Raw genomic sequence first — 22,143 nt, 5'->3', positions numbered from 1 at the left:
CTTGTCTCGTGGTAAATTTGGAATGGTACAGAACTTTTAAAGAAATCTATAAAACAGGAACACTTACTAAGGCAGCTAATACATTGTATATTTCTCAGCCAGGAGTAAGTTTACATTTAAGTTCTTTAGAAAGTTATGTTGGTTATAAATTGTTTGATAGAACAGGAAGAAAAATGATACCAACAGAGCGTGGTAAGATATTATACAATGTAATTTCTGAAGGATTACATATTTTAGAGGAAGCTGAAAAGAATTATAAGCAAAGCACAGAGAAACATACGCCAACAATTAGTATAGGAATGTGTTTTGAGACTTTTCAGATTACTTTAGAGCAATACATTTCTACGTTACCTTTTAATGTTATTATCAGGTTTGGTGAGTACCAAGAAATGCTAGAAAATTTAGACAAAGGCATTTTAGATTTAATAATTTCTCCGCATAAGGGTAACGCTTCAAACATTACTTACGAGCCATTTTCTAATGAAACTATAATTTTGGTTGGTGGTAGTGAGGTAGATGATACGCTTTTTCAGGAATTAATTAAAACCGAGCAATATGCTAAAGCAGAACATTGCTTAAAGCAAGAAAAATGGTATGGTACTACTGGTGATATGGAGCATTTGTTTCGATTTTGGCAATATAATTTTGGTCATCGGCCAGATTTTAGGCCTAACTATATTGTTCCCAACTTAAACTCTATACTTAGGTGTTTAAGTAGTGCAAAAGGTTTAGCTGTAATTCCAGATTTTTTATGCAAAAAAGAAATTGAAGAGGGTAAAGTTAAATTACTTTGGAAGGGTCATAAAGAGCTTACTAATACATTATACTTTGCTAGCAGAACTAAAACATCATATAACGCAGAAATTGATTTAATTAAGGGGCTTTTTAGAAAAGTTATTGGATGATCTGTTTATATACCATTTGTTATTTAACTCATATGCAAAATATAAACTAATGAAAAAACAGATATAAAAACCCATAATGCAAAGGCTAAAATAATAGGTTTTGACCCTGTTGTTTTTAAATCTTTTATAGATATGGTTGTACCCACAATAAACAATGTAAGTACTAATAAACGTTTAGAGTATAAAACAATGTTAGTTGTAGCAAAAGAGGGTAAAATATGGTAACTATTTATAAGTATAGCACAGATAAAAAGTATAATAAAATAAGGAATTTTTATTTTTTCTCCTTTAGTTTTAAAGATAAACATAGATAAGACAGACAAAGGAATAATCCACAATGTTCTAGATAATTTTACGGTTGTTGCAATTTTAAGAGCTTGGTCTCCGTAATCTAAAGCTGCACCAACAACAGAGCTTGTATCGTGTATGGCAATAGCGCACCAGAGTCCAAATTGTGACTGACTTAGACCAAGCCAGTGACCTAGAGCAGGAAATAAAAATAAGGCAACAGAGTTAAGTAAAAACACTACGCCTAGGGAAATACTTATTATTTTACCATTAGCCTTTATAACAGGAGCAATTGCAGCAATGGCGCTACCACCACAAATAGATGTTCCTGAAGTTATTAAATGACCTAGTTTTAGATCCATCTTTAAAAATTTGGCTAAAATTAACCCCAAACTTACGGTTAGCACAATAGAAAAAAAAGTAAGACTTAAACCATCCTTGCCTGTTTGTATGGTTTCTTTTAAAAACATTCCAAAACCCAAACCAATAACAGATATTTTTAAGAAATAGTGAATAGCTTTGTGACTATACGTTTTAAAAGGGTTTTTAAAAATTAGAGTAAAAATAAAACCTACAGTTAGCGCAGTTGCACTATTTATTAATCCGCTTATTGCGGCTATAACAATGCTGAAGTATATAATTTTTGTAATTATGGTTTTCATATCAAACTATATTAATCTGATACAAAACTACAGCTAACCTATAACTGTTTAGCAAACATTAAAGCTATGTTGTATAACTAAAGGTTATAGTTAAAGCGAATATATTTTTCAAAGTTACTCATAGTAGTATTTTGGTACCCAGTTCTAGAAACAAAGTAAAACCAGCGTTCTATAGTAAAATCCTTAATGTCTATTACCTTTAGTTTGTTATGTAGTAAATCCTCTGTAACTGCATTTATAGAAAGCAAAGCATAGCTGTTAGAGTAGTATAGGTAGTTTTTTATGGCTTCGGTACTATTTAAGGTAACAACCGTATTTAGTTTTTTTATGTTATTTTTTTGTAGAAATTGCTGAATAATTTTTTTTGTGCCAGAACCTATTTCTCGTTCTATTATGGGTAAGTTTTTCAACTCATTTAAGTTAATTACACCTTTCTTATGATTGCTATTTTTACTGTTGGTTACTAGTACAATTTCATCTTTAATAAACTTGTTAAAATGTAGTTTTGGATTGGTGTTTTTGCCTTCTGTAATTCCAAAATCTATTTGTTGATTTAAAATTAGCTCTTCAATTTCATCAGAGTTTTCACTATCAATTTTAATACTTGTATTAGGAAACTGAGTTTTAAATTTAGCTATTACTTTTGGTAAAATATAGTTTGCAATTGTAGTACTTGCTCCAAAACTAATTTTATCTGGGTATGTTTTTTCTTTATATAAAAATTGCTGATCTATTTTGGCGTAGATATCTAAAATTTGGTTTACGTAAACCAAAAAAGCTTTGCCATCTGCGGTAAGTTCTATAGAGTTTCTTTTTCTAATAAAAAGGGCACATTTATAATCGTCCTCTAAATTTCTTATTGCTTTAGAAACTGCTGGTTGTGATATAAATAACTGTTCTGCTGCTTTAGTAAAACTTGCGTGTTGTGCAACGCTTTTAAATATGTGAAGTTTATTTTTCATAGATGAAATTTAGCAGCTTAGAGTTACAAAATTACTGATAACTTTTTTTAAACTCTAGTGGAGTTACTTTAGTCTTGGATTTAAAAACTCTAGAAAAATATGCGTAGTCCTTAAACCCTAAATTTTCAGAGATTGAATACATAGTGTTTTTAGAATGTACCAACAACCTTTTAGACTCTAAAATAACGCGTTCTGTAATTAAATCTGTTGTTGTTTTGTTTAAGGTTACTTTGCAAATACGGTTTAAATGTTTTGCTGTAATGTGTAATTTGTTTGCATAAAACTGTGCAGATTTTTCTGTTTTGTAATGTGTTTCTATCTCTTTTTCTAAGGCTCGCAATGTTTCTATATAAGCAATAGAGTTTGTTTCTGTTGTAATAGTTTTTGTGTTATACAGCCTAGCTAAGTCTATATATGCGGTATGAATTAAACTAGCTATTTTTTGCTTTTTATAGGGTAGATTATCATAATACTCATTGTTTATAGCCTTGTAAATTGGAGCTAGTTGAGTAATCTTGTTTTGGCTTATGTTTAAGGAAGGAGTGTTTTTATGTGAATAGTAAAAAGGGAATTGCTCTAGTTTGCTTGTTGAAAAATGTAACTCATAAAAATCCTGAGTATGAAAAAAGATATAACCCTCAGGTTCACTTGTAAATTTCCAATGGTGTGTTTGTCCTGGTTTTAAAAAGAAAACACTACCAGGATTTACCATATAAGTATTAAAATCTATTTCATGAACACCATTACCTTTAGAAAACAAAACGCAAAGATAAAAGTTATGGCTATGTGGTTTATTTACAACAGCAGCATTTTTTTGTAAATGTGTGCGTAAATCATTACTGTAAAAGTCACTTAAAGGAACTTTATGTTCAAATTGTTCAATATTTAATACCGGAATAATTTTCATATAGTAGTTAAATGTCTTAAAAGTACAAAAAATGGTGAAATATGTGCTACCTTATTAAGGATGATAGAAATTACCTTTGTGAAAAAAAATTATGGCAACATTAGTAACAGCGCTTATAAAAGGAAAATGTCCGCAGTGTAAAAAAAGAAATATTTTTAATGCGGTACAGGGTTTGTTTTTTTTATCTATCCCAGAGATGGATCAAGTGTGCAAAAACTGCAATTTTAAGTATGAGAAAGAGCCAGGTTTTTTCTTTGGAGCTATGTTTGTAAGTTATGCTCTAGCTGTAGCAGAATTTATAGTGTTTTCTATTCTTTTTTACTTCATTTTAAAAATGCCAATATTATATACTTTTTTTGGAGTAATATTTTTTGCACTACTTTTAAGTACGTTTAATTATAGGTATTCTAGAATTATTTGGATTTACCTATTTTACAAAGAAAAGAAAGCCTAATTACATTATTCAGTAGGCTGAATTAAATCCCACTTATTGCCATACAAATCTTTAAAAATGGCAACTGTACCATAAGGTTGTTTTACGGGTTCTTGTAAAAATTCAACTCCGTTTTTACAAAAAGAGTTGTAGTCTCTTAGGGCGTCATCAGTCTGCATAAAAAATGCAACACCATCACCAGCTTGCTTGCCAACAGTTGCTTTTTGTAGCTCAGAACTAGCAAGAGAAAGTACCAAACCAAAATTAGCCTGGTTTTTAGCTTGTATTGTAACCCACCTTTTTCCATCACCAAGTTGTACATCTTCAACCAAAATAAAATTTAACTTTTTAGTGTAAAATGTTATTGCATCATCATAATTAAGAACTAATAAAGTAGCATTCTTTACAGCGTGTTTCATAGTTTATTTGGTTTCGTATGCGTGTTTTTGTTTTTCGTAATCTTTAAATTCATTTTCTGTCATTTGAAAAATAATTTTTGAATACGAACGGTAATTTACAGCATCTTTTTCTTTTAAAAAATCTGTAATAATGTATTGTGTAAATGGGTATTGTAGATCTTTTGTTTTAAATGTAGAATATCGGTCTTTAGACTTTGGGTGTTTTTTTCTTAATATCTTGTATGATTTGTGTAGTGAGCGTGCTAAGTACAGGCATAAATCAGACAATATACTTTTTGGTATTTTATCATTAACTATTGGTTTGTAATGGTTTTCAATAGTTTTATAAAAACTCTTTTTAGACTCAAGTTTATTTGGTTTTTTCTCTAAAGGCATTTGGTGGTCATTAGATTATTAATGGTATAAACCTGAAAAAAAAGTATAGCGCTACATATTAGGAGCGCCATACCTTAAGTCATTTATGGATTAGTAGACCATAATGATGCGTTTTTAAGCATAGCTCTTCTAGGTAGTTTTAAGCCAGCAACAATAAGCTCTGCAAAGTCTTCTGGTTGCAAAACACTATCTTTAGAATCACTGTCTGCAATGCCTAGCTCTATAGACATATCAGAAGCAATTGTACTAGGTGTAAGTGTGTTTACTCTAATATTGTTTTTACGAACTTCTTTCATTAAAGACTCAGACATACCAATTACGGCAAATTTAGAAGCTGAGTATGCAGATGTATTTGCATTACCGTTTAAACCTGCTGTAGAAGAAATGTTAATAATGTCACCAGAGTTTTTTTCTATTAAATGTGGTAAAACCTCTTTGGTTACATAGTAAACTCCCATTACGTTGGTTTGCATAATTTGAGCCCATTGGTCTGCTTCCATATCATTAAAAGATCCAAAAGCAGCAATGCCAGCGTTGTTTATTAGAATATCTATGCTTTTAAACTCATTAAAAATAGATGTAATTCCTTTTTTTACTTCAGCTTGGTTACCAACATCAAAAACAGCATATGTTGCATCTACACCTAAAGCCTTAATTTCTGCAACTGTTGCTTCTAGCGTTTCTTTATTTCTTCCTGTTATTGCAATTGCAACACCTTCTTTTGCTAAAGCCAAAGCAGTTGCTTTACCAAGGCCTCTACTGCCACCAGTAATAAGGGCCTTTTGTCCTTTTATATTTTCCATTGTTTATTATGTGTTAGGTTGAAATGTGTAAAGTGTATTATTTCACTTTAATTGTATTACAAAAATATAGAACAATTAAGTTTTTAAGTAAGGAATAATGTTGGTTTTTTGTTAAGGTTTTTATTAAATAAAAATGCCTTATTCATTTTACAAAATGAATAAGGCATTTGATGTTTTGTTATATTTAACCTTTATATAGAAAGGTATTTACAATAGCTTTTTATATTTTGAAGGGCATTTTCAAACTCAGTACTACTTATTGTTTTTGCATTCTCTATTGTTTTTATAAGTTTTAATGATAGTAGCACTTCTGTAGTCAATTCCTTGTCCTTTTTTTCAATATGTATATGATCTTCAATTAGTTTCCTAAGTTCATCGTTTTCTATTTCAAACTTGCTCAAGTCTGTGTCAGGATTCGTTTCTCTTGCTAAAATTAGCATTACATATCTTTTCATTAAACTTGAAAATAGATTACTCTCTAAATCTGTTAAATGATATGTTTCTTTAAGTAAATTGATGTCAGGTTTTATAATACTCGTGTTAATATCTTTAAAAGAATATTTACTAAAAAAATCTCTTTCAGGGGTTTGAATATTTAGCCCCTTCATAAAAGTATTATATTCCTTAAACTTATCCTTAGACCCTTTATTTTCTTTACTGTAAAATTTAGGAACATATATGTTTTTTATAGCATAATATGTTTTCTTTGATTGGTAAATTGGAGTGTTATTATTGTATGGTGTTTTTGTTAGTTCATAAACTGTGTTTATATCAATGAATCCGTCTACATATTTATTAATAAAACTGTTTATTTTGTCAACTCTGTTAATGCTTTTAGTTTCATAGTATTTTGTAATCTTTAATTGTGGATACAAAGGTTTATGTAGTACTTTATCATTCTTTGTTGACTTCTTATTTTTAATTTCTCTTTCAATTCCAATTAAAAAATTCTTGTCTTTTCTACCAGCTTGAAGCTCTTTAATAGCTGTCAGAGATTTATCAAAATTATTAGCCATATAATATCCTTTAGCTATGTTAGACAAAGTATATAAATATAAGTTTCTCTGTTTTCTTTCTTTTTTATCTAAAGTAGAATTAAATTCTTCCCACTTTGCAATAGATGCTTTTGCTTTACTGTAATTCTTTACAACTATTGCTGATTCAAAATCTTTTAAAATAGTATTGTAATTTTCTACTTTTTTGTCATTTTCTTTCCATTTTTTAAGATAATAAAAATAGTAATTTTCTTCAATGTCTATTACCTTAAAAGCTTTGCTTAAAAAATTGACAGCATTTCTTTTTAGCTTATGTATTTGAACTTTGTTCACTTTATCTACATACTCTTGACTAATTATTCTATTTCCTTTGTTGTCTAAGCTTGTTATTTGTGATAAATTGTAAGGAGTAGTGTTTTTTATAACCAAAGTACTAGCTTTTGTATCTACTTTATTAGAGTAATCATATCGTGTTACATTATCCATTGCAACATTTAAATTTGAAGTTACTCTTAAATAAATAGGTCTTTCGTATATTATGCCTTTTCCTCTTTCAGTTATAAACTGGCTAGCCGATATTTTAGACGTGATATAAACATTATGTTTGATGTTACCTTTGTCGTCCTTTATATCTTTAATTTTTATAATAGGATAATTGTAGTGTAGTTCTAATTCTGATATATAATCAGGATATGAGTTGTTTAATGTAATTATAGAATCACTTAATCTTAAGTCGTAAGCACCAAAATTTTGACTGGAAATGTACTCTTTAGTATTTAACTCTTTGTCTTGCGAAAAGACTGTAGCGTAAAATCCTTTTGGATCATTTAATTGTTTAACCAATGCTGGCTTTTGCTTTGCTATTGTAATAGTCTTGTCTCTTGTTGATTGGGCAAATGCTAATGTTGAAAAAAGAGAGAATAAAATGAAGAATCTCATAATTTAATAGATCTTTTAAATGTTGGTTATTTTTAATTGTCTAGGTTGCAATTATTTAATTTAAATAATACTTACAAGTAAAGCAATGTAAGAATTTTACCTCTATTTTTAACAGAGTGTTAACTGTTTTTTTTAAAGAGTAGATTGTTTACGCTTCTCTTCTAAAATTCAATTTTGTTTATTTGCAACTCTAAGCATTGCCTCCTACTTTTATTTATGAACTTTATTGCCTTTTTTTCTAAAATTAAGTACACTACTTTGGTCCTTGTTATGGTTATTATAACCGTAATTAGTACTTTGGCATTGAGTTATTTAATTACCAATGAAATTACAATTGTTAGTGAAGATATTGCTAAGCGTAATTTTAGAGAAAAGTATGATGATGTATACTCAGAATTAACTCGTTTTGAGAACTTTTTAGGACAAATAGAAACAATTGTAGAAAATTCTAAATCTGTAACAGAGCTTCAAAACAATTTTAATACTTGGGTTTCTTTTCAGCCCGAAGAATTAGACTCTCTTATTTCCTGGCAGCAAGTTTCATTTACTCAAAAATCTGCTTCAGAAACGTCTATAGCAATACTGCAAGACACTGTTTTTTCTGTAGCAAAAGCAAACAAGCCTTTATCAGTTATAAAAAAACAAAGTGTTATTGTACCAGTTAATAAAGGATATGTTTGGCGTAATAAGCTTACGGTGCTAAATGCTGCAAAAGACTCATTGTTTTTAGGGTATGATATTCCTTTGGTTAACCTACAAAAGTATTTTGCCAATGTAGATTCTAAGTCAATAAACTACGCTTATGTTTTTAATAAAGAAGGTTTAATTTTATTACACCCAGATGAAAATTTACTTGGTAAAAGTGTGTTTTTATTTAACTCTATTGGCCCTAAAGATACATTGGGCTTAACAACAGATAAACAAGTGCCAAGCGTTGTAAAATCTGAATACCTGCAGTTAGATGTTATACGATACTTGCAACCTTTAAAGTTAAAAGAAACCTCTTGGTATATTGCTGTTAGTTCTCCTAAAAATATTAGTGAAGAAAACGTTACAAAAATTAGACAGTATACTTTTTTAATTTATGGCATTTCTACAATGCTACTTCTCTTTGTTTTTTACTTTTTTAATCAGCTTATAAAAAAACAATACATAGAAAAAGAGCGATTGTTAAAAGAAAAAAATAGGCTAGTTGTGCAAAAAGAGATAGCAGAAAAAGAGAGTTCTTTTTTACAATTACAGCAATTAAAAGAACAAATAAACCCGCACTTTTTATTTAATGCGCTTAACTCTTTATATATGTTAATAGATGTAAATAAAGAGAAGTCTAAGATTTTTGCGTTAAAACTATCAAAGCTATATCGTTACTTTATTTCGCCACCAGCAAATAATATTACTTTGGTTAAAAATGAGTTAGAACTTTTAGACGAGTATATTTATTTGCAACAAACGCGTTTTGGTAAGAGTTTGCTTGTTACTATTTTGGGTGATGCTAGTTTAGCAAAGGATCATTACATTCCGTTTTTAGCATTGCAAACACTTGTAGAAAATGCAATTAAACATAACACAGCAACTAAAGTTAAACCACTTACAATAACTATTAACTTAGGGATAGATGAAATTGAGGTTGTAAATAACTACCAACCAATAGCAACTCCTCAAGAAAGTAACCACTTTGGAATAGACTATCTAAAAAACATTTATGCTTATTATAATGTAAATAATTTCACAAATTATCAGAAAAATTCGCAATATATTTGTCATTTGCCTTACATAATTATTAAATAATCCATTCACTCCTTAATAATATCCACTCACTCCTCTTTTTTTGTGAGTATTTAGTAAAACCTAGATTTTTAGGCAAAATTATCACATAATTATGCGTAAAAATCAGTTTGCATTTATAGCAAAAATAATGCTGTTTATTCTTTTTTTAGGAAGTACAATTAGTGTTTCTGCTCAAAAAAACAATAAAAAAGACAAAGAACAATCTAAAGATAGCCTAAATAAAGGGTATAAAGATTATGCTAAGCTTATAGAAAAAGCGACTTTAACTAAAGGCTTATTCTCTGTTATAAAAACTGATAGCGATTATTATTTTGAAATTCCTGATAGCCTTTTTACAAGACAATTTTTAATTGTAAATAAAATATCTCAGGTTCCTTTAGCAATAAATGAGCACGGTTTAAACAAAGGAATGAATTATGAAAACAAACTAATTACTTTTCATAAAGACAGTCTGTCCAAAACAATTTGGGTTAAAACTAGTAATCCAATGGTTTCTTCTCCAAAAGATGACGCTATAACCTTATCTGTAAAAGATAATTTTGCAGAATCTATTATAGAAAAGTTTGATATTGAAAGCTACAATCCTAAAACAAATGCGCCTTTAATTAAGGTAAATAAGGTTTTTAATGGTAAAGAAAAAAGCTTTAATGATGTACTTAATAATGTTGGTTTAGGCGGTAGCGTTAAAAGCGATTTATCATATATTCAAAAAATAAAGTCGTTTCCAGAAAATGTTGTAGTTAAGTCTCAGTTAACCACAACGGTTAATGAAGGTGGGCCAGCTATGTACGTTACATTAGGGGTAACTAGCAACATAGTACTGTTGCCAAAAACACCAATGCAAGCAAGAGAATTAGATAAACGTGTTGGTTTTTTTACAGAAAAGCATTGGTCTTTTAATGACAAGCAACAAGCAATGCAAAAGCAAGAGTTTATTACCAGATGGCGTTTAGAGCCTAAAGCTGAAGATGTAGAGAAATATACAAATGGAGAGTTGGTAGAGCCTAAAAAGCCAATAGTATATTATATAGACCCCGCTACACCAAAACAATGGAGAGATTATATTATACAAGGTGTAAAAGATTGGCAGGTAGCTTTTGAAAAAGCAGGTTTTAAAAATGCAATTATAGCAAAAGAACCAGATGCTAATGATAAAGATTTTGATATAGATGATGTACGTTATTCTGTAATTACTTATGCAGCATCACCACAAGCAAATGCTATGGGGCCATCTGTTGTAGATCCAAGAAGTGGAGAAATTATTGAAGCAGATATTATTTGGTGGCATAATGTAATGACATCTTTACAAAGTTGGATGCGTATACAAACAGGACCAATAGATAGCAAGTCTAGAGGTAATGTTTTTAATGATGCACATATGGGAGAAGCAATTAGGTTTGTATCTTCTCATGAGGTAGGGCATACATTTGGATTAAAACACAATATGGGTGCGTCGCATAGTTTTCCGGTAGATTCACTACGTTCTAAAACGTTTACAGATAAAATGGGTGGTACAGCACCATCAATTATGGACTACGCTCGTTACAATTACGTAGCGCAACCAGAGGATAATATTACATCAATTACACCAAAAATTGGAGTTTATGATACATACGCAATTCAATGGGGATACAAATGGTTTAAAAATAAGACTGATGAAAAACGCGAACTTCAAAAACTAGTAAATAGTCATAATAACGATCCGCTTTATTTTTACGGCGAACAACAATCTTATAAAAACACTGTTGATCCTAGGTCGCAATCTGAAGATTTAGGAGATAACGCAATGCTTGCTAGTACTTACGGATTAAAAAATTTAAAACGAGTAGCTAATAATCTTGAAAAGTGGACTTACCAAGAAGGTGAAGACTATTACAAAACAGGCAAACTATATTTGGGAGTTATAGGACAGTGGAATATGTACAATGCACACGTAACAAATAATGTAGGTGGTGTATATTTAAATACTATACAACACGGAGATGGTAAAGAGAGTTACCAGCCGGTTTCTTATCAATTACAAAAAGATGCAGTTGCTTACTTAAATAAAAACGTATTTACATTACCAGAATGGTTGTTTTTTAATCCGGTTTTAAAACATACTTATGCTATAAAAGACTCTCCTTTTGGTCCGTTTGAGCAAACACCATATACTTTAGCAAGAGCATTACAGTATGATGCCTTATATAATCTTTTACAAGATGAGCGTTTGTTACGTTTGGTAGAAGCTAATTTATATAACCCAGAAAACGCACCACGCTACTCTGTACAAAACTTATTTACAGACTTGCGTTCACATATTTTTAGAAATACAAAAAAGGGTAAGTCACTTGAGTTGGTAGATCGTATGGTGCAAAAAAATTATGTAGATGTATTGCTTGTTGGAACACAAAAGATCATGGAAAAAACCACAGTTAAAAATAACGCTACGTTAGATTTTCATTTAGATGGTAGTTTTTGTTCGGTTGCTTTAAACGAAAAAAATAAGGCACGTAATATTAATTATACCTCTATGAAGCGTACATCAGAGATAACATCATACAAAAGACAAGAGTTGCAAAACGTACTACAATTATTACAAAAAAAGAAACGAAAGGGTGATGCTAATACGCAGGCACATTATAATGATTTGATTTATCGTATTAAAAACACTCTAAAATTTTAACTTTAAACCCTAAATACCAATTTTTTTATGAATAAATTCCTTTTTACGTTATTCTTTGTTGCTGTTACCGCAGCGTGGGCACAGGATACGAGAACAATTACCGGAGAGGTAATAGGAGCAGAAGATGGTATGCCTTTGCCTGGAGCATCGGTTTACGTATCTAAAAACATGATTGCCAATGAAACTGGCGTTGCTGGTGTCATAGAAAATACATCTATTGGCGTTGTTGTAGATTTTAATGGTAAGTTTTCATTAAAACTACCAATAGCAGTAACTCAGATTACAGTTTCTTACTTAGGCTATCAAACCAAAACAATTAACCTAACAGCATCTAGTAGCTATACTATTTCTTTAAAAGAAAATGTAGATAGTTTAGATGAGGTTATTTTAACAGGATACCAAAAGGTAGAAAAAAGAAAACTAACTTCTTCTGTTGCTAAGGTTAAGATGGATGACATTGAGCAGATTGGTGTTTCTAGCGTAGACCAATTGCTACAAGGACAAGTTGCAGGTGTAGTTGCTACTACGCAAACCGGAGCTCCTGGTGCACCAGCAAAAATTAGAATTAGAGGTACAGCTTCTTTATCTGGTCCACAAGATCCATTATGGGTTGTAGACGGTTTACCATTAGATGGTAATGATGTACCAGATTTTAGTGATAAAGATAATATAGACCAATTACGTAATTATGCTATTGCTGGTTTAAACCCTAGTGATATAGAAGATATTACCATTTTAAAAGATGCTGCTGCCACTGCTATTTATGGTGCTAGAGCGGCAAATGGTGTTATTGTAGTAACTACAAGAAGAGGTAAAAGCGGAAAAATGAGAGTTAACTTTTCTGCAAACACGTTTTTTTCTGCAAAGCCTAATTTTGATGAGTTAAACCTTATGAACTCGCAACAAAAAGTAGATTTTGAACTTGGTTTAGCGGCACGTACAGATTTAGATTTTAGAACTAATAAAGGTGAGGTTGCACGTATTTTAAGTAATTCTGGAGAGTTAGGAACGTACCAAACTAATGGTTTTTCTTCATTAAGTACGGCTACACAATCTCAAATAAATGCATTAAAAAATAACAATGCTAACTGGGGAGATTTGCTATATCAAACTAGTGTAAACACACAGTATAGTTTAGGTATTTCTGGTGGTACAGATACATCAGGCTACTATTTTTCATTAGGCTATTATGATGAAGAAGGTACTACTATTGGTACTGGTTTAGAGCGTTACAACATCACCCTTAAAAATAATTTTGATATTAGCGACCGTTTAAGTGCTGGTGCTTCTGTTTTTCTTTCTCAGTCTAAAAAAGAATCCTATTTAACGGGTACAGATGCATTTACAAATCCTGCTAACTATAGCAGAAATGTAAACCCGTATTTTACTCCTTACGCGGCAGATGGGTCTTACAATTACGATCAAGATATAGAGGGTACAGATGGTAGATACGTGCCTTTTAACTTTTTAGAAGAAAGAGAAAACACTGCGTACAGTTTAAAAAATCAGGCTGTAAAAGCAATTTTTGATGGTGCTTATAAAATTACAAACGATCTTACTTTTTCTACACAATTAGGTTTACAGTTTGATAAAACTAGTACGGAGAAATATGCAGCAGAGGAGACTTATTTTTCTAGAAAAGAACGTGAAAAAAGTAGGCGTTATGACTCTAGCATAAGCGATTATTATTACTTTTTGCCAGAAGGGGGCATTATACAAAATTGGAACGAAGACTTTTTTCAGTACAACTGGAAATCCTTATTGACGTATGATACTAGTTTAGGTAAACATGAAATAGAAGGTTTGTTGGGGTCTGAGTTTAGACGATCTAAGTTTACCAACATTATGAGTCGTGGTTTTGGGTATAACAAAAACACTCTTACTACTACACCTATAATTTTCCCTAATGAAGATACTGCTAATGAAAGTTCTTATCAGACTTATGATAAAACTACAGCGGAGAATGCGTACGCGTCTTTTTATGCTACAGGTTCTTATACTTATGATCGTAAATATACATTTTTTGGTAGCGTACGTTATGATGGGTCTAACTTATTTGGCGTAGATCCAAAATACAAATATTTACCATTATGGTCTGTTTCTGGATCTTGGTTGGCTAGTGAAGAGGACTTTTTAAAAACAAGTGACGTTATATCTAATCTTCGTTTTAGAGGATCTTATGGTTTGCAAGGTAATATAGACCGTAACACATCTCCTTTTGTTATAGGTGAGTATAACAAAACAAGTATTTTACCAGGAACTTCTGAAGAAACAATTGTGGTTACATCTCCACCAAACGCTAAGTTACGTTGGGAAAAAACAACTAATACCAATGTAGGTATGGACTTAGGCTTGTTTAATGGAAGAATTAGTATTGCCGCAGATGTATATAAACGTAACAGTACAGATTTAATTGGCTTACGTTCTGTGCCTTTAGAAAATGGATTTGAGTTTACAAACTTAAACTGGGCAGAGGTTACTAATAAAGGGTATGAGATTAGTTTGTCTACCAGAAACATTGTAACCAAAGATTTTTCTTGGACAACAAACATTAATATATCTCACAACAAAAGTAATGTAGACAAAATACAGGTTAGAGATAATAGCTTTTTACCATCTAGAGAAGGTTTACCGGTAAATGCAGTATTTGCTTTAAAAACTGCTGGTATAGATGAAAGTGGTTACCCATTATTTAAACGTGGAGGTGAGGTTGTATCTGCGGTAGAGTTGTTTAAGTTAACAGACCCTTGGGCAGATTTTTTCCCTGGATTTATAACAGAGTCTGGTTTAACTAATGAAGAGTTTAGAGATTTATTTAGTTACGTTGGTGATCAGGATCCTAAATATAGTGGTGGTATTATAAACACTTTTAAATATAAAAACTTAGATTTTACAGTTGCTGCTAACTTTAATTTAAAGCAGACTGTGGTAGAACGTCAGCCATATAACGGTACACAAATAGATCGTGGTCAAAATTACTCTGCTAGAGTTTTAAATGCGTGGTCACCAACAAACACAACTAGTAATTTACCTGGTATTGTAGGGGAAACATCTGGAGCAGATGGCTCCTGGATGGCTTACAAGTGGTTTAGTGGTATAAACCCAATAGAAACAATGCCACTATTAGATACTTGGGTAAAAGAAATGAGTTATATAAGAATTAATAGTATGCGCGTAGGCTATAGTTTTCCTAAATCCTTAACCACGAAGTTAAATATAAGTAGCTTCCGTTTAAACCTAGAAGGAAAAAATTTATTGGTATTTGGGTCTAATTATGATGGCTATTTTGATCCTGAGACTTACGGAAATATCTATGCGCAACCTATTTCAAAAACTATTGCTTTAGGTTTAAATGTAACTTTTTAAAAAATTAAATTATGAAACAAATACATATATACACACTAGCAATACTTACCTTTTTTATGGTAAGTTGTGATGATTATTTGGAAATAGAACCAGAAGGAAAAGTTATACCAGAAAGTTTAGAGGAATTTAGAGCAGTTTTAACTAAAGGCTATGATATTTTTCCGGAGCAAAAATCTAGAGTAGCTTACAGGACAGATGAATTGGTTTTAGATGAGAATAGTTTCGATTTTCCATCTTACAAAGATGTTTATACTTGGAAAGATGCAAATCCTGATCCGCAAACTGCTCCTTATCCATACATACAAATGTATAATTCTATTTTCTACGCCAATCACGTAATAGAAGATGGTAAAGATAAAATTGAAGATTCAGAAGAAAAAAACCAATTGCTAGGTGAAGCTTATGCGCTTAGGGCTTATGCACATTTTGACTTGGTTAATCTTTATGGCAAACCTTATAATGCTACTACGGCTAGTTCTGATACAGGAGTACCGTTGGCACTAGAAATAGATCTAGAGCAGGTATTTACACCCGTGTCTGTAGAAGCGGTTTATAGTCAAGTTTTAAAAGACATAGCAACATCAAAATCTCTTTTAAATGTTACAAAGTTTGATGCAGGCTTAAATTATAGGTTTACAAAAACAGCAATTTTAGCCTTAGAGGCTAGGGTGCATACTTATATGAATAATAGTGATGCAGCTTTAACAGCTGTAAATGCAGCTTTATCATTAAACAAAGAACTTGTTAATTTAAATGATACTCCAGAATTGCCAAACACGTTTACATCTGTAGAGTCTATTATGGCTTTAGAAGATGCTTTTGATTCTAGCGTAAGAAATAGTTCATTTATTTCTGATGACTTAGTAGCTATTTATGACACAACAAACGATTTAAGATTTGGATTGTACTTTAATGTAGATGGTAGTAGTTACAAAGCAGCTAAAGGTGGAGATCAAAAGTTTAAGTGCTCGTTTAGAGTATCAGATTTAGTGTTGTTAAAGGCAGAAGCACAAGCTAAATTAGGTGCTTTAGATGATGCAAAGGCAACCCTGTTAACATTTATGCAAAACCGTTACCAAAGTGCTCATATGACTACTTTAACAACAGGTATAAATGCAATGTCTGCTAATGAGTTTATGCAAGAATTGTATACAGAGCGTTGGAGAGAATTAGCACTTGAAGGTCACCGTTGGTTTGATTTAAGAAGAAGTAACCAAAAAGCAATTACACATAGTTTAAGTGGAGAAGATTTTCAGTTAAGTGAAAATGACCCACGATATATTTTACCATTCCCTGCGGATGCAAGATTAAATAACCCGGAATTATAATATTACGAGTTAGTCAGCGAGCAATTATTGTTCAACTAAACCCGATAATTTTATCGGGTTTTTTTATTTTTATGCAAAAAATAATATGCTTATAGTTGTAGTAGAAGATGAAGATTTGGCAGCAGATTATTTAATTGGTTTGCTAAAAGCGCAAAGTGTTGTGCCTGTAACTAAAATAATACATTTGGGTTCTGTGCAAGAAATGGTGTCTTTTTTTAATGAAGCACAGCCAGACTTAGTTTTTATGGATATTCATTTGGGTGATGGTAAAAGTTTAGAGGCTTTTACACAAACAAATATTATTGCTCCTATAGTTTTTACCACTGCTTATGATGATTATGCCATACGCGTATTTAAACACTTTACAATAGACTATTTGCTTAAGCCTTTTGAAGCTAAAGATGTGTACAAGGCATTACAAAAGTATACGCAGATAAAAGAAAATTTTTCATTCTACAACACTGCAAAATCCTTAGAGGCCTTAGATAGTAAAACACAACAAGAACGCTTTTTAGTACAGTCTGGTCATCAACTAAAATCTATAGAAAGTGCTGAGGTTGCCTTTTTTTATAGCGAAGGAAAAAACCTCTTCTTATTTACAACCACATCTGAAAATTACTTGTATAAAGACACGTTACGAGATATATCAGAAAAACTAAACCCTGAAGTCTTTTTTAAGGTAAACAGAAATTATATTATACATATAAATGCTATAAGAGAAATTGTAAAGCATAGTCCACAAAAAATAGAATTACATTTAAAAGTTACACACGCAAGCACAAAACCTATTTTAGTAAGCAAGTTTGAGGTTAAAAACTTTAAAATTTGGTTAGATAAGTAGCTATTTGGTGTCTAAAGTTTTTTGCTAAATAATAACCTTGCTCCACGCTCTTTAGAGGTAAACTGGCGTACCATTTGTAAATCTAGCTTTTCTAAAACTCTCCTAGAAGCGTGATTCTCTGGGCTTGCAGTGGCTAAAATTTCGTTTAAATTAAGCTCATTTTTTGCGTAATCTATCCAAAATTCACCTATTTCTGTAGCAATACCTTTTCCCCAAAAATTATCGTCTAATATAAAACCAAACTCATAACTTTCTTTACCAAGATAATTACATTTTAATAAACCAGATACACCAATAAAAGCATTGTCTTCTTTATTGGTTAAACACCAGAAACCAACAGTTTCGTCTGTTGTGGTAATAAAATCATCTTCAACTATTTTTTGAAGCTCGTTAGCTGTTAAAACACGACCTTTTAAAGTGTTTTGCATTACAAGTGGGTTTTTGCAAAACAAGTCTTCTAGGGGTTTTTTGTAGGTTGTACTTAAGGGCGTAAATTGTATTCTTTGACTTTGTAACATTCTAGTAAAATACAACTTTATTTTTAAACTATAACGTTTATTTGTAGAGGGTGACTTAAATTTTCTACTCTTTTTGTTCCGTTAAAAACGGATTGTACATCATAATAGCATTGTTAGTAACTAGTAGTTTTTCAGTTTGCTCTCCGTTTATATCTTCAATTTGTACAATTTGATTATGACGAGAATAACCACCCCAAAACTGTTGTTTTATAATGTGATTGCGCTCTTCAATAGTATAATTAGCATTAATTTTTTCTTTAGAAACTAGTTCTCCGTGCAAATGAGTATCATCTAACCATAGGTGTATCTGAAAATTATTTTCAGTTTCATTTTTCACCTGTAAATCTATATAATTATAAGACAATGTTGCGCCGGCTCCAAAGGGTACTTTACGGTTAATATCCGGGAAAACATCAAAACCGTGTCTGTACCTTTCTGTAACTGTAAGAGGTGAGTGTGCAAATACCCAAAACAATAAGTTACCAAGCTGACATAAGCCACCTCCTGTGTCTTTAGCAATTTGCCCTTGACTTAGAATTAAACCTTCTAAATATCCTTTGCGCTTTGTTGGTCTTCCCACTAATTTCCAAATAGAAAATGTTTCATTTGGTTTAATAATAACAGTATTTATGTGGCTAATTGCAATTTCTAAATTCTTTCTCTTGTTTTCTTGTAAATACATATCTACATCTTTTAACGGACGTAGAATCATAGATTGATGTTTAAAAACTGAATTGTTAAATAGAGTAGTACTTTTAGTAGTTGCCCACTTTTTATTAGATGACAACCAATGATATTTTCTCTTTAAAATAAAATATTCTTTACCTAATAGTTGCCTTAACCTGCTTCTGTTTATGGGTTTCTGTATTTCATTCATTTAAAGACAAACTAAATTTTGTACAAGTGACTAAGTTATAAATATAGAGAAACTTTTTTTAAACAATAAAGCCCCAGATATTTCTGGGGCTTTAGATAGTAGCATATAGGTGTTAATGTATGGAGATTAACTAAAATTCTTCGTGAGAAAGTTCCATATTTAACATAGAACCAGCAACATTACCAGAACGTACCGCGTTTGCAACAGACCTAAATCTTGTAGTATTATCTCCGCAAGCATAAACTCCGTGTATATTTGTTTTTTGCATATCATCTACTTGTATATAACCTTGGTCTGTAAGTAAACAACCTATTTCTTGTGGTATGTTTGTATGTTGTTTAAAGTCTATTTGAACGTAAATGGCATCAAAATCTTCTGTACTACCATCCTTATAAATTACATTTTTAACCGCGCCATTTTGGTGTTCTATTTCCAAAATATCTTTTTCTACTATAGAAATGTCATTCTTTTTTATGTTTTTTAATTGTTCTGCGCTAAAGTTATGCTTGCCTTGTGTAATAATTGTAAGCTGCTTACTTAAATTATGTACTAATGGTATTAGGTGATAGGCTTTATCTCCGTTAGATAAAATAGCTGTTTTTTTGTTTTTAAATTCATAGCCATGGCAATAAGGGCAATGAATAACAGATTTAGCCCAAGTATCTTTAAGGCCTTTAATTTCTGGTAATATGTCTTTTACGCCAGTAGCAACAATTATTTTTTTTGCATTGTAGGTGGTACCAGATTGCGTGTTTACTCTAAAACCATCTGTTACTTTTTTAGCATTTATAGCAGTATCAGAAACTAGCTTAACGCTGTTATAAGCTAATACCTGTTTCTTAGCTTTTTCAGAAATTATGTTTGGTTTTTCCCCGTCTTGTGTTATAAAATTCTGAGAATGTGGTGTATCTCTGTTGCAAGGTTTGCCTGCATCTATAATTATTACATTTCTAAGAGAGCGACCCAAAGTCATTGCGGCAGATAAACCAGAGTAACTACCGCCAATTATTATTACATCAAATATTTGTTTTTGTCTCATAGGATTTAGTTTAGTAATTGCAGATACAGATAGTGGAATTGCTATAGCTGTTAAAGCCAAAGCACTTAATTTAATACTTTCTCTTCTTTTCATATCCGAAAAATTTTTACAAATATAATATAATTAGAAACTAATGCAACTATGTCGCATTAGTTATTGCAAGTTTGTCGCACTAATTAATTTTGGTTAGTTTTGTTTAATGAAGAAACGCAGAAATACAGAGACAAAGGATGCTGTTTTAAAAGTGTTAGAAAATGCAGGCAAAGCATTAAGTAGAGATGCTATTGAGCAAAAAATTTCTATTGATATAAATAGAGCAACGGTTTATAGAGTTTTAAATAGATTTTGTGAAGACGGAGTTTTACACAAAGTAGTAGCAGAAGATGGTAAGCAGTACTTTGCAATTTGTCTAAACTGTGAAGAAAAGTTGTTACAAGAACAGCATTTTCATTTTAAATGTACCAAATGTGATACTATCGAATGTTTGCATATTGCTGTAAATTTTTCGGCTCCTACTGGTTATGCTGTAGAGGGTGTTAATTGTATTGTAACCGGTGTTTGTAAAGATTGTACCTAAGTTAATTTATCTGTTTTAAACAGCTTATCCCATAAAATAGTATAAAAACCATAGTTTTTACGAAATAGTTTATGATGATTTTTGTGAAAGTAATTGGTAGTAAATATTAAAAAGTAAGGCTTGCTTAATTTGGTGTTTAAATGTGTTATAACACCGTAAAACCAATTAAAAATTAGAAAAGCTATAAACCCATAAATATTTAATGTAAACAACAAAGCAACTACCGTTAACAATAAGCCAAATAGTATAGATTCCCAAGGAGACATATAATACAGGCTTACAATATTAAAACGCTCAGTATGCTCATGATGCTGCAAGTGAATTGTTTTTATAAAGCTAATATTATGTGATGCCCAATGTAAAGCATACATTAGAACATCTAAAAATAGAAACAGAATTAAAAAACTAAGCCAAGGGCTATCATCAGTAAATACAATAAAGCCTTTTATCCACAAAATATATCCAGGAATAGCAATTAAAATATTAATAAATAGGGTTAGGATAGATGATAAGACTTCTTTTTTTGTAATGGTAGATTGGTGTTTGTATACTTTGTTCCACACCAGGCTTATGCCAATATTTAAAAGATATGCAGCAATGTTTAAGCCAATTAGTAAAGAAAAAAATGTTGTAAAGTCTTTAAGGTTCATTTACTAATTTTAGAAGTGGATTATCTTTATTAAATATACTATTATTTATATTGATAATTTAATACCCTCTGTAACCATACCTGTACCGATTATGGCAAGTATTAAGCCCATTAACTTACCTATTACCGAAATTAAATTATCGCCTACTTTTTTTACAATTACATCACTTAAAGTAAAGGCTAAATAAGTAAGCATAATCATTAAACCAAATATAAGAATTACTATTCCTATATGGGTATAACTAGCATTGGTAACATTGTTCATTGCTGTTACAATAGTTCCAGGGCCAGCAAGTATTGGTATTGCCAAAGGGGAAATACCTACATTGTTGTCTTCTTCTGTGTTGTTGCTGTGTATTTTAGATTTTTTTGACATTAGCATTTCAAAGCCAACATAAAAAATAAGAATACCGCCAGTTATTTTAAAAGCAGGAATTGTAATACCAAATAACTCAAAAATATATTTACCTGCTATAATAAATGCAGTTACAATTATAAATGCAGTAATAGTAGCTGTTTTAGCAATTTTCTTTTTATTCTCTTTACTTTTTTCCTCCGTAAGGCTCAAAAAAATAGGCGTGTTAGCAATAGGATTCATAATTGCAAAAAAGCCCATAAAAACGCTTAAAGCAAAGGTAACTAGGTCTGGCATAGAGTAATAATTTTATTGAAAAATATTTGCTTTAGTAAACATATGTTAGCTAACATTTTTTTTAAAAGATAGAAAATAAGTGAATAATATGCTAATTATAAAAATATAAGCCGATGCAAAAATAGCTCTTTCTCTAAAAAGATTTAATTGATTCA

General features: G+C 31.0%; 20 protein-coding genes. 8 read left to right on the top strand and 12 right to left on the bottom strand.

What is annotated here, in order from left to right; translation table 11 throughout:
- Positions 1-8 precede the first annotated feature (8 nt).
- On the top strand, positions 9-905 hold the full coding sequence (locus ABJD66_RS04860) for a LysR family transcriptional regulator (protein WP_348128841.1): 897 nt from the start codon (positions 9-11) through the stop codon (positions 903-905).
- Between the two features lie 23 nt (positions 906-928).
- Here ABJD66_RS04860 and ABJD66_RS04855 read toward each other — a convergent pair whose 3' ends face one another.
- The 3 genes from ABJD66_RS04855 to ABJD66_RS04845 all read right to left on the bottom strand — a co-directional run bounded on the left by ABJD66_RS04855 (position 929) and on the right by ABJD66_RS04845 (position 3,724).
- A complete protein-coding gene (locus ABJD66_RS04855) occupies positions 929-1,855 on the bottom strand; it encodes a putative sulfate exporter family transporter (protein WP_348128838.1) in 927 nt (308 codons plus the stop codon).
- 77 nt (positions 1,856-1,932) lie between these two features.
- Positions 1,933-2,817: a LysR family transcriptional regulator gene (locus ABJD66_RS04850; RefSeq protein WP_348128835.1), complete on the bottom strand. Its 885-nt coding sequence runs from the start codon at positions 2,815-2,817 to the stop codon at positions 1,933-1,935.
- Positions 2,818-2,848: 31 nt separating this feature from the next.
- Positions 2,849-3,724 (bottom strand): AraC family transcriptional regulator, encoded by an 876-nt coding sequence (locus tag ABJD66_RS04845; protein ID WP_348128832.1) that lies wholly within the window; start codon positions 3,722-3,724, stop codon positions 2,849-2,851.
- Between the two features lie 91 nt (positions 3,725-3,815).
- On the opposite strand from ABJD66_RS04845, the gene ABJD66_RS04840 reads away from it, so the two are divergent.
- Entirely contained in the window at positions 3,816-4,178 is a 363-nt protein-coding gene (locus ABJD66_RS04840; protein WP_348128829.1) for a DUF983 domain-containing protein, read from the top strand.
- Between the two features lie 5 nt (positions 4,179-4,183).
- Here ABJD66_RS04840 and ABJD66_RS04835 read toward each other — a convergent pair whose 3' ends face one another.
- The 4 genes from ABJD66_RS04835 to ABJD66_RS04820 all read right to left on the bottom strand — a co-directional run bounded on the left by ABJD66_RS04835 (position 4,184) and on the right by ABJD66_RS04820 (position 7,688).
- Positions 4,184-4,576, bottom strand: a complete 393-nt coding sequence (locus ABJD66_RS04835) for a VOC family protein (RefSeq protein ID WP_348128826.1) — start codon at positions 4,574-4,576, stop codon at positions 4,184-4,186.
- Positions 4,577-4,579: 3 nt separating this feature from the next.
- Positions 4,580-4,951 (bottom strand): hypothetical protein, encoded by a 372-nt coding sequence (locus tag ABJD66_RS04830; RefSeq protein WP_100894284.1) that lies wholly within the window; start codon positions 4,949-4,951, stop codon positions 4,580-4,582.
- An 83-nt stretch (positions 4,952-5,034) separates the two neighbouring features.
- Complete coding sequence (locus ABJD66_RS04825; RefSeq protein WP_100894283.1) at positions 5,035-5,754, bottom strand: 3-ketoacyl-ACP reductase; 720 nt, start codon at positions 5,752-5,754, stop codon at positions 5,035-5,037.
- Positions 5,755-5,945: 191 nt separating this feature from the next.
- Complete coding sequence (locus ABJD66_RS04820) at positions 5,946-7,688, bottom strand: hypothetical protein (protein ID WP_348128821.1); 1,743 nt, start codon at positions 7,686-7,688, stop codon at positions 5,946-5,948.
- A 216-nt stretch (positions 7,689-7,904) separates the two neighbouring features.
- Between ABJD66_RS04820 and ABJD66_RS04815 the strand changes: the two genes are divergently transcribed.
- The 5 genes from ABJD66_RS04815 (at position 7,905) to ABJD66_RS04795 (ending at position 17,676) form a co-directional block, all read left to right on the top strand.
- Positions 7,905-9,476 (top strand): histidine kinase, encoded by a 1,572-nt coding sequence (locus tag ABJD66_RS04815; protein ID WP_348128818.1) that lies wholly within the window; start codon positions 7,905-7,907, stop codon positions 9,474-9,476.
- A gap of 91 nt (positions 9,477-9,567) precedes the next feature.
- Positions 9,568-12,141, top strand: coding sequence for a zinc-dependent metalloprotease (locus ABJD66_RS04810; protein WP_348128816.1), 2,574 nt, complete (start codon positions 9,568-9,570; stop codon positions 12,139-12,141).
- A 27-nt stretch (positions 12,142-12,168) separates the two neighbouring features.
- The gene (locus ABJD66_RS04805) at positions 12,169-15,507 is read left to right on the top strand and encodes a SusC/RagA family TonB-linked outer membrane protein (protein WP_348128813.1); all 3,339 of its coding nucleotides are present in this window, start codon (positions 12,169-12,171) and stop codon (positions 15,505-15,507) included.
- Between the two features lie 11 nt (positions 15,508-15,518).
- The gene (locus ABJD66_RS04800) at positions 15,519-16,835 is read left to right on the top strand and encodes a RagB/SusD family nutrient uptake outer membrane protein (RefSeq protein WP_348128810.1); all 1,317 of its coding nucleotides are present in this window, start codon (positions 15,519-15,521) and stop codon (positions 16,833-16,835) included.
- Positions 16,836-16,920: 85 nt separating this feature from the next.
- Positions 16,921-17,676 carry a LytTR family DNA-binding domain-containing protein gene (locus tag ABJD66_RS04795; protein WP_348128808.1) on the top strand — a complete coding sequence of 252 codons (756 nt, stop codon included), beginning with the start codon at positions 16,921-16,923 and terminating at the stop codon, positions 17,674-17,676.
- A gap of 11 nt (positions 17,677-17,687) precedes the next feature.
- On the opposite strand, the gene ABJD66_RS04790 is transcribed toward ABJD66_RS04795, so the two are convergent.
- The 3 genes from ABJD66_RS04790 to ABJD66_RS04780 all read right to left on the bottom strand — a co-directional run bounded on the left by ABJD66_RS04790 (position 17,688) and on the right by ABJD66_RS04780 (position 20,203).
- Complete coding sequence (locus tag ABJD66_RS04790) at positions 17,688-18,194, bottom strand: GNAT family N-acetyltransferase (RefSeq protein WP_100894276.1); 507 nt, start codon at positions 18,192-18,194, stop codon at positions 17,688-17,690.
- Between the two features lie 64 nt (positions 18,195-18,258).
- Positions 18,259-19,071: a VanW family protein gene (locus ABJD66_RS04785; RefSeq protein WP_100894275.1), complete on the bottom strand. Its 813-nt coding sequence runs from the start codon at positions 19,069-19,071 to the stop codon at positions 18,259-18,261.
- A 130-nt stretch (positions 19,072-19,201) separates the two neighbouring features.
- Positions 19,202-20,203, bottom strand: a complete 1,002-nt coding sequence (locus ABJD66_RS04780) for an NAD(P)/FAD-dependent oxidoreductase (protein ID WP_348128803.1) — start codon at positions 20,201-20,203, stop codon at positions 19,202-19,204.
- Positions 20,204-20,309: 106 nt separating this feature from the next.
- Here ABJD66_RS04780 and ABJD66_RS04775 point away from each other — a divergent pair, with 106 nt between their 5' ends.
- Positions 20,310-20,687 carry a transcriptional repressor gene (locus ABJD66_RS04775; RefSeq protein WP_303539836.1) on the top strand — a complete coding sequence of 126 codons (378 nt, stop codon included), beginning with the start codon at positions 20,310-20,312 and terminating at the stop codon, positions 20,685-20,687.
- On the opposite strand, the gene ABJD66_RS04770 is transcribed toward ABJD66_RS04775, so the two are convergent.
- Both ABJD66_RS04770 and ABJD66_RS04765 read right to left on the bottom strand, forming a co-directional pair.
- Positions 20,684-21,337, bottom strand: coding sequence for a sterol desaturase family protein (locus tag ABJD66_RS04770; protein ID WP_348128800.1), 654 nt, complete (start codon positions 21,335-21,337; stop codon positions 20,684-20,686). The genes ABJD66_RS04775 and ABJD66_RS04770 overlap by 4 nt on opposite strands.
- A gap of 45 nt (positions 21,338-21,382) precedes the next feature.
- Entirely contained in the window at positions 21,383-21,988 is a 606-nt protein-coding gene (locus tag ABJD66_RS04765; RefSeq protein WP_100894272.1) for a MarC family protein, read from the bottom strand.
- Positions 21,989-22,143 lie beyond the last annotated feature (155 nt).

This window comes from Cellulophaga sp. (assembly GCF_039943695.1).
Lineage (GTDB): Bacteria > Bacteroidota > Bacteroidia > Flavobacteriales > Flavobacteriaceae > Cellulophaga.
Note: the sequence above shows the minus strand (reverse complement) of the source record. Positions and strands in the feature narration are given on the sequence as shown.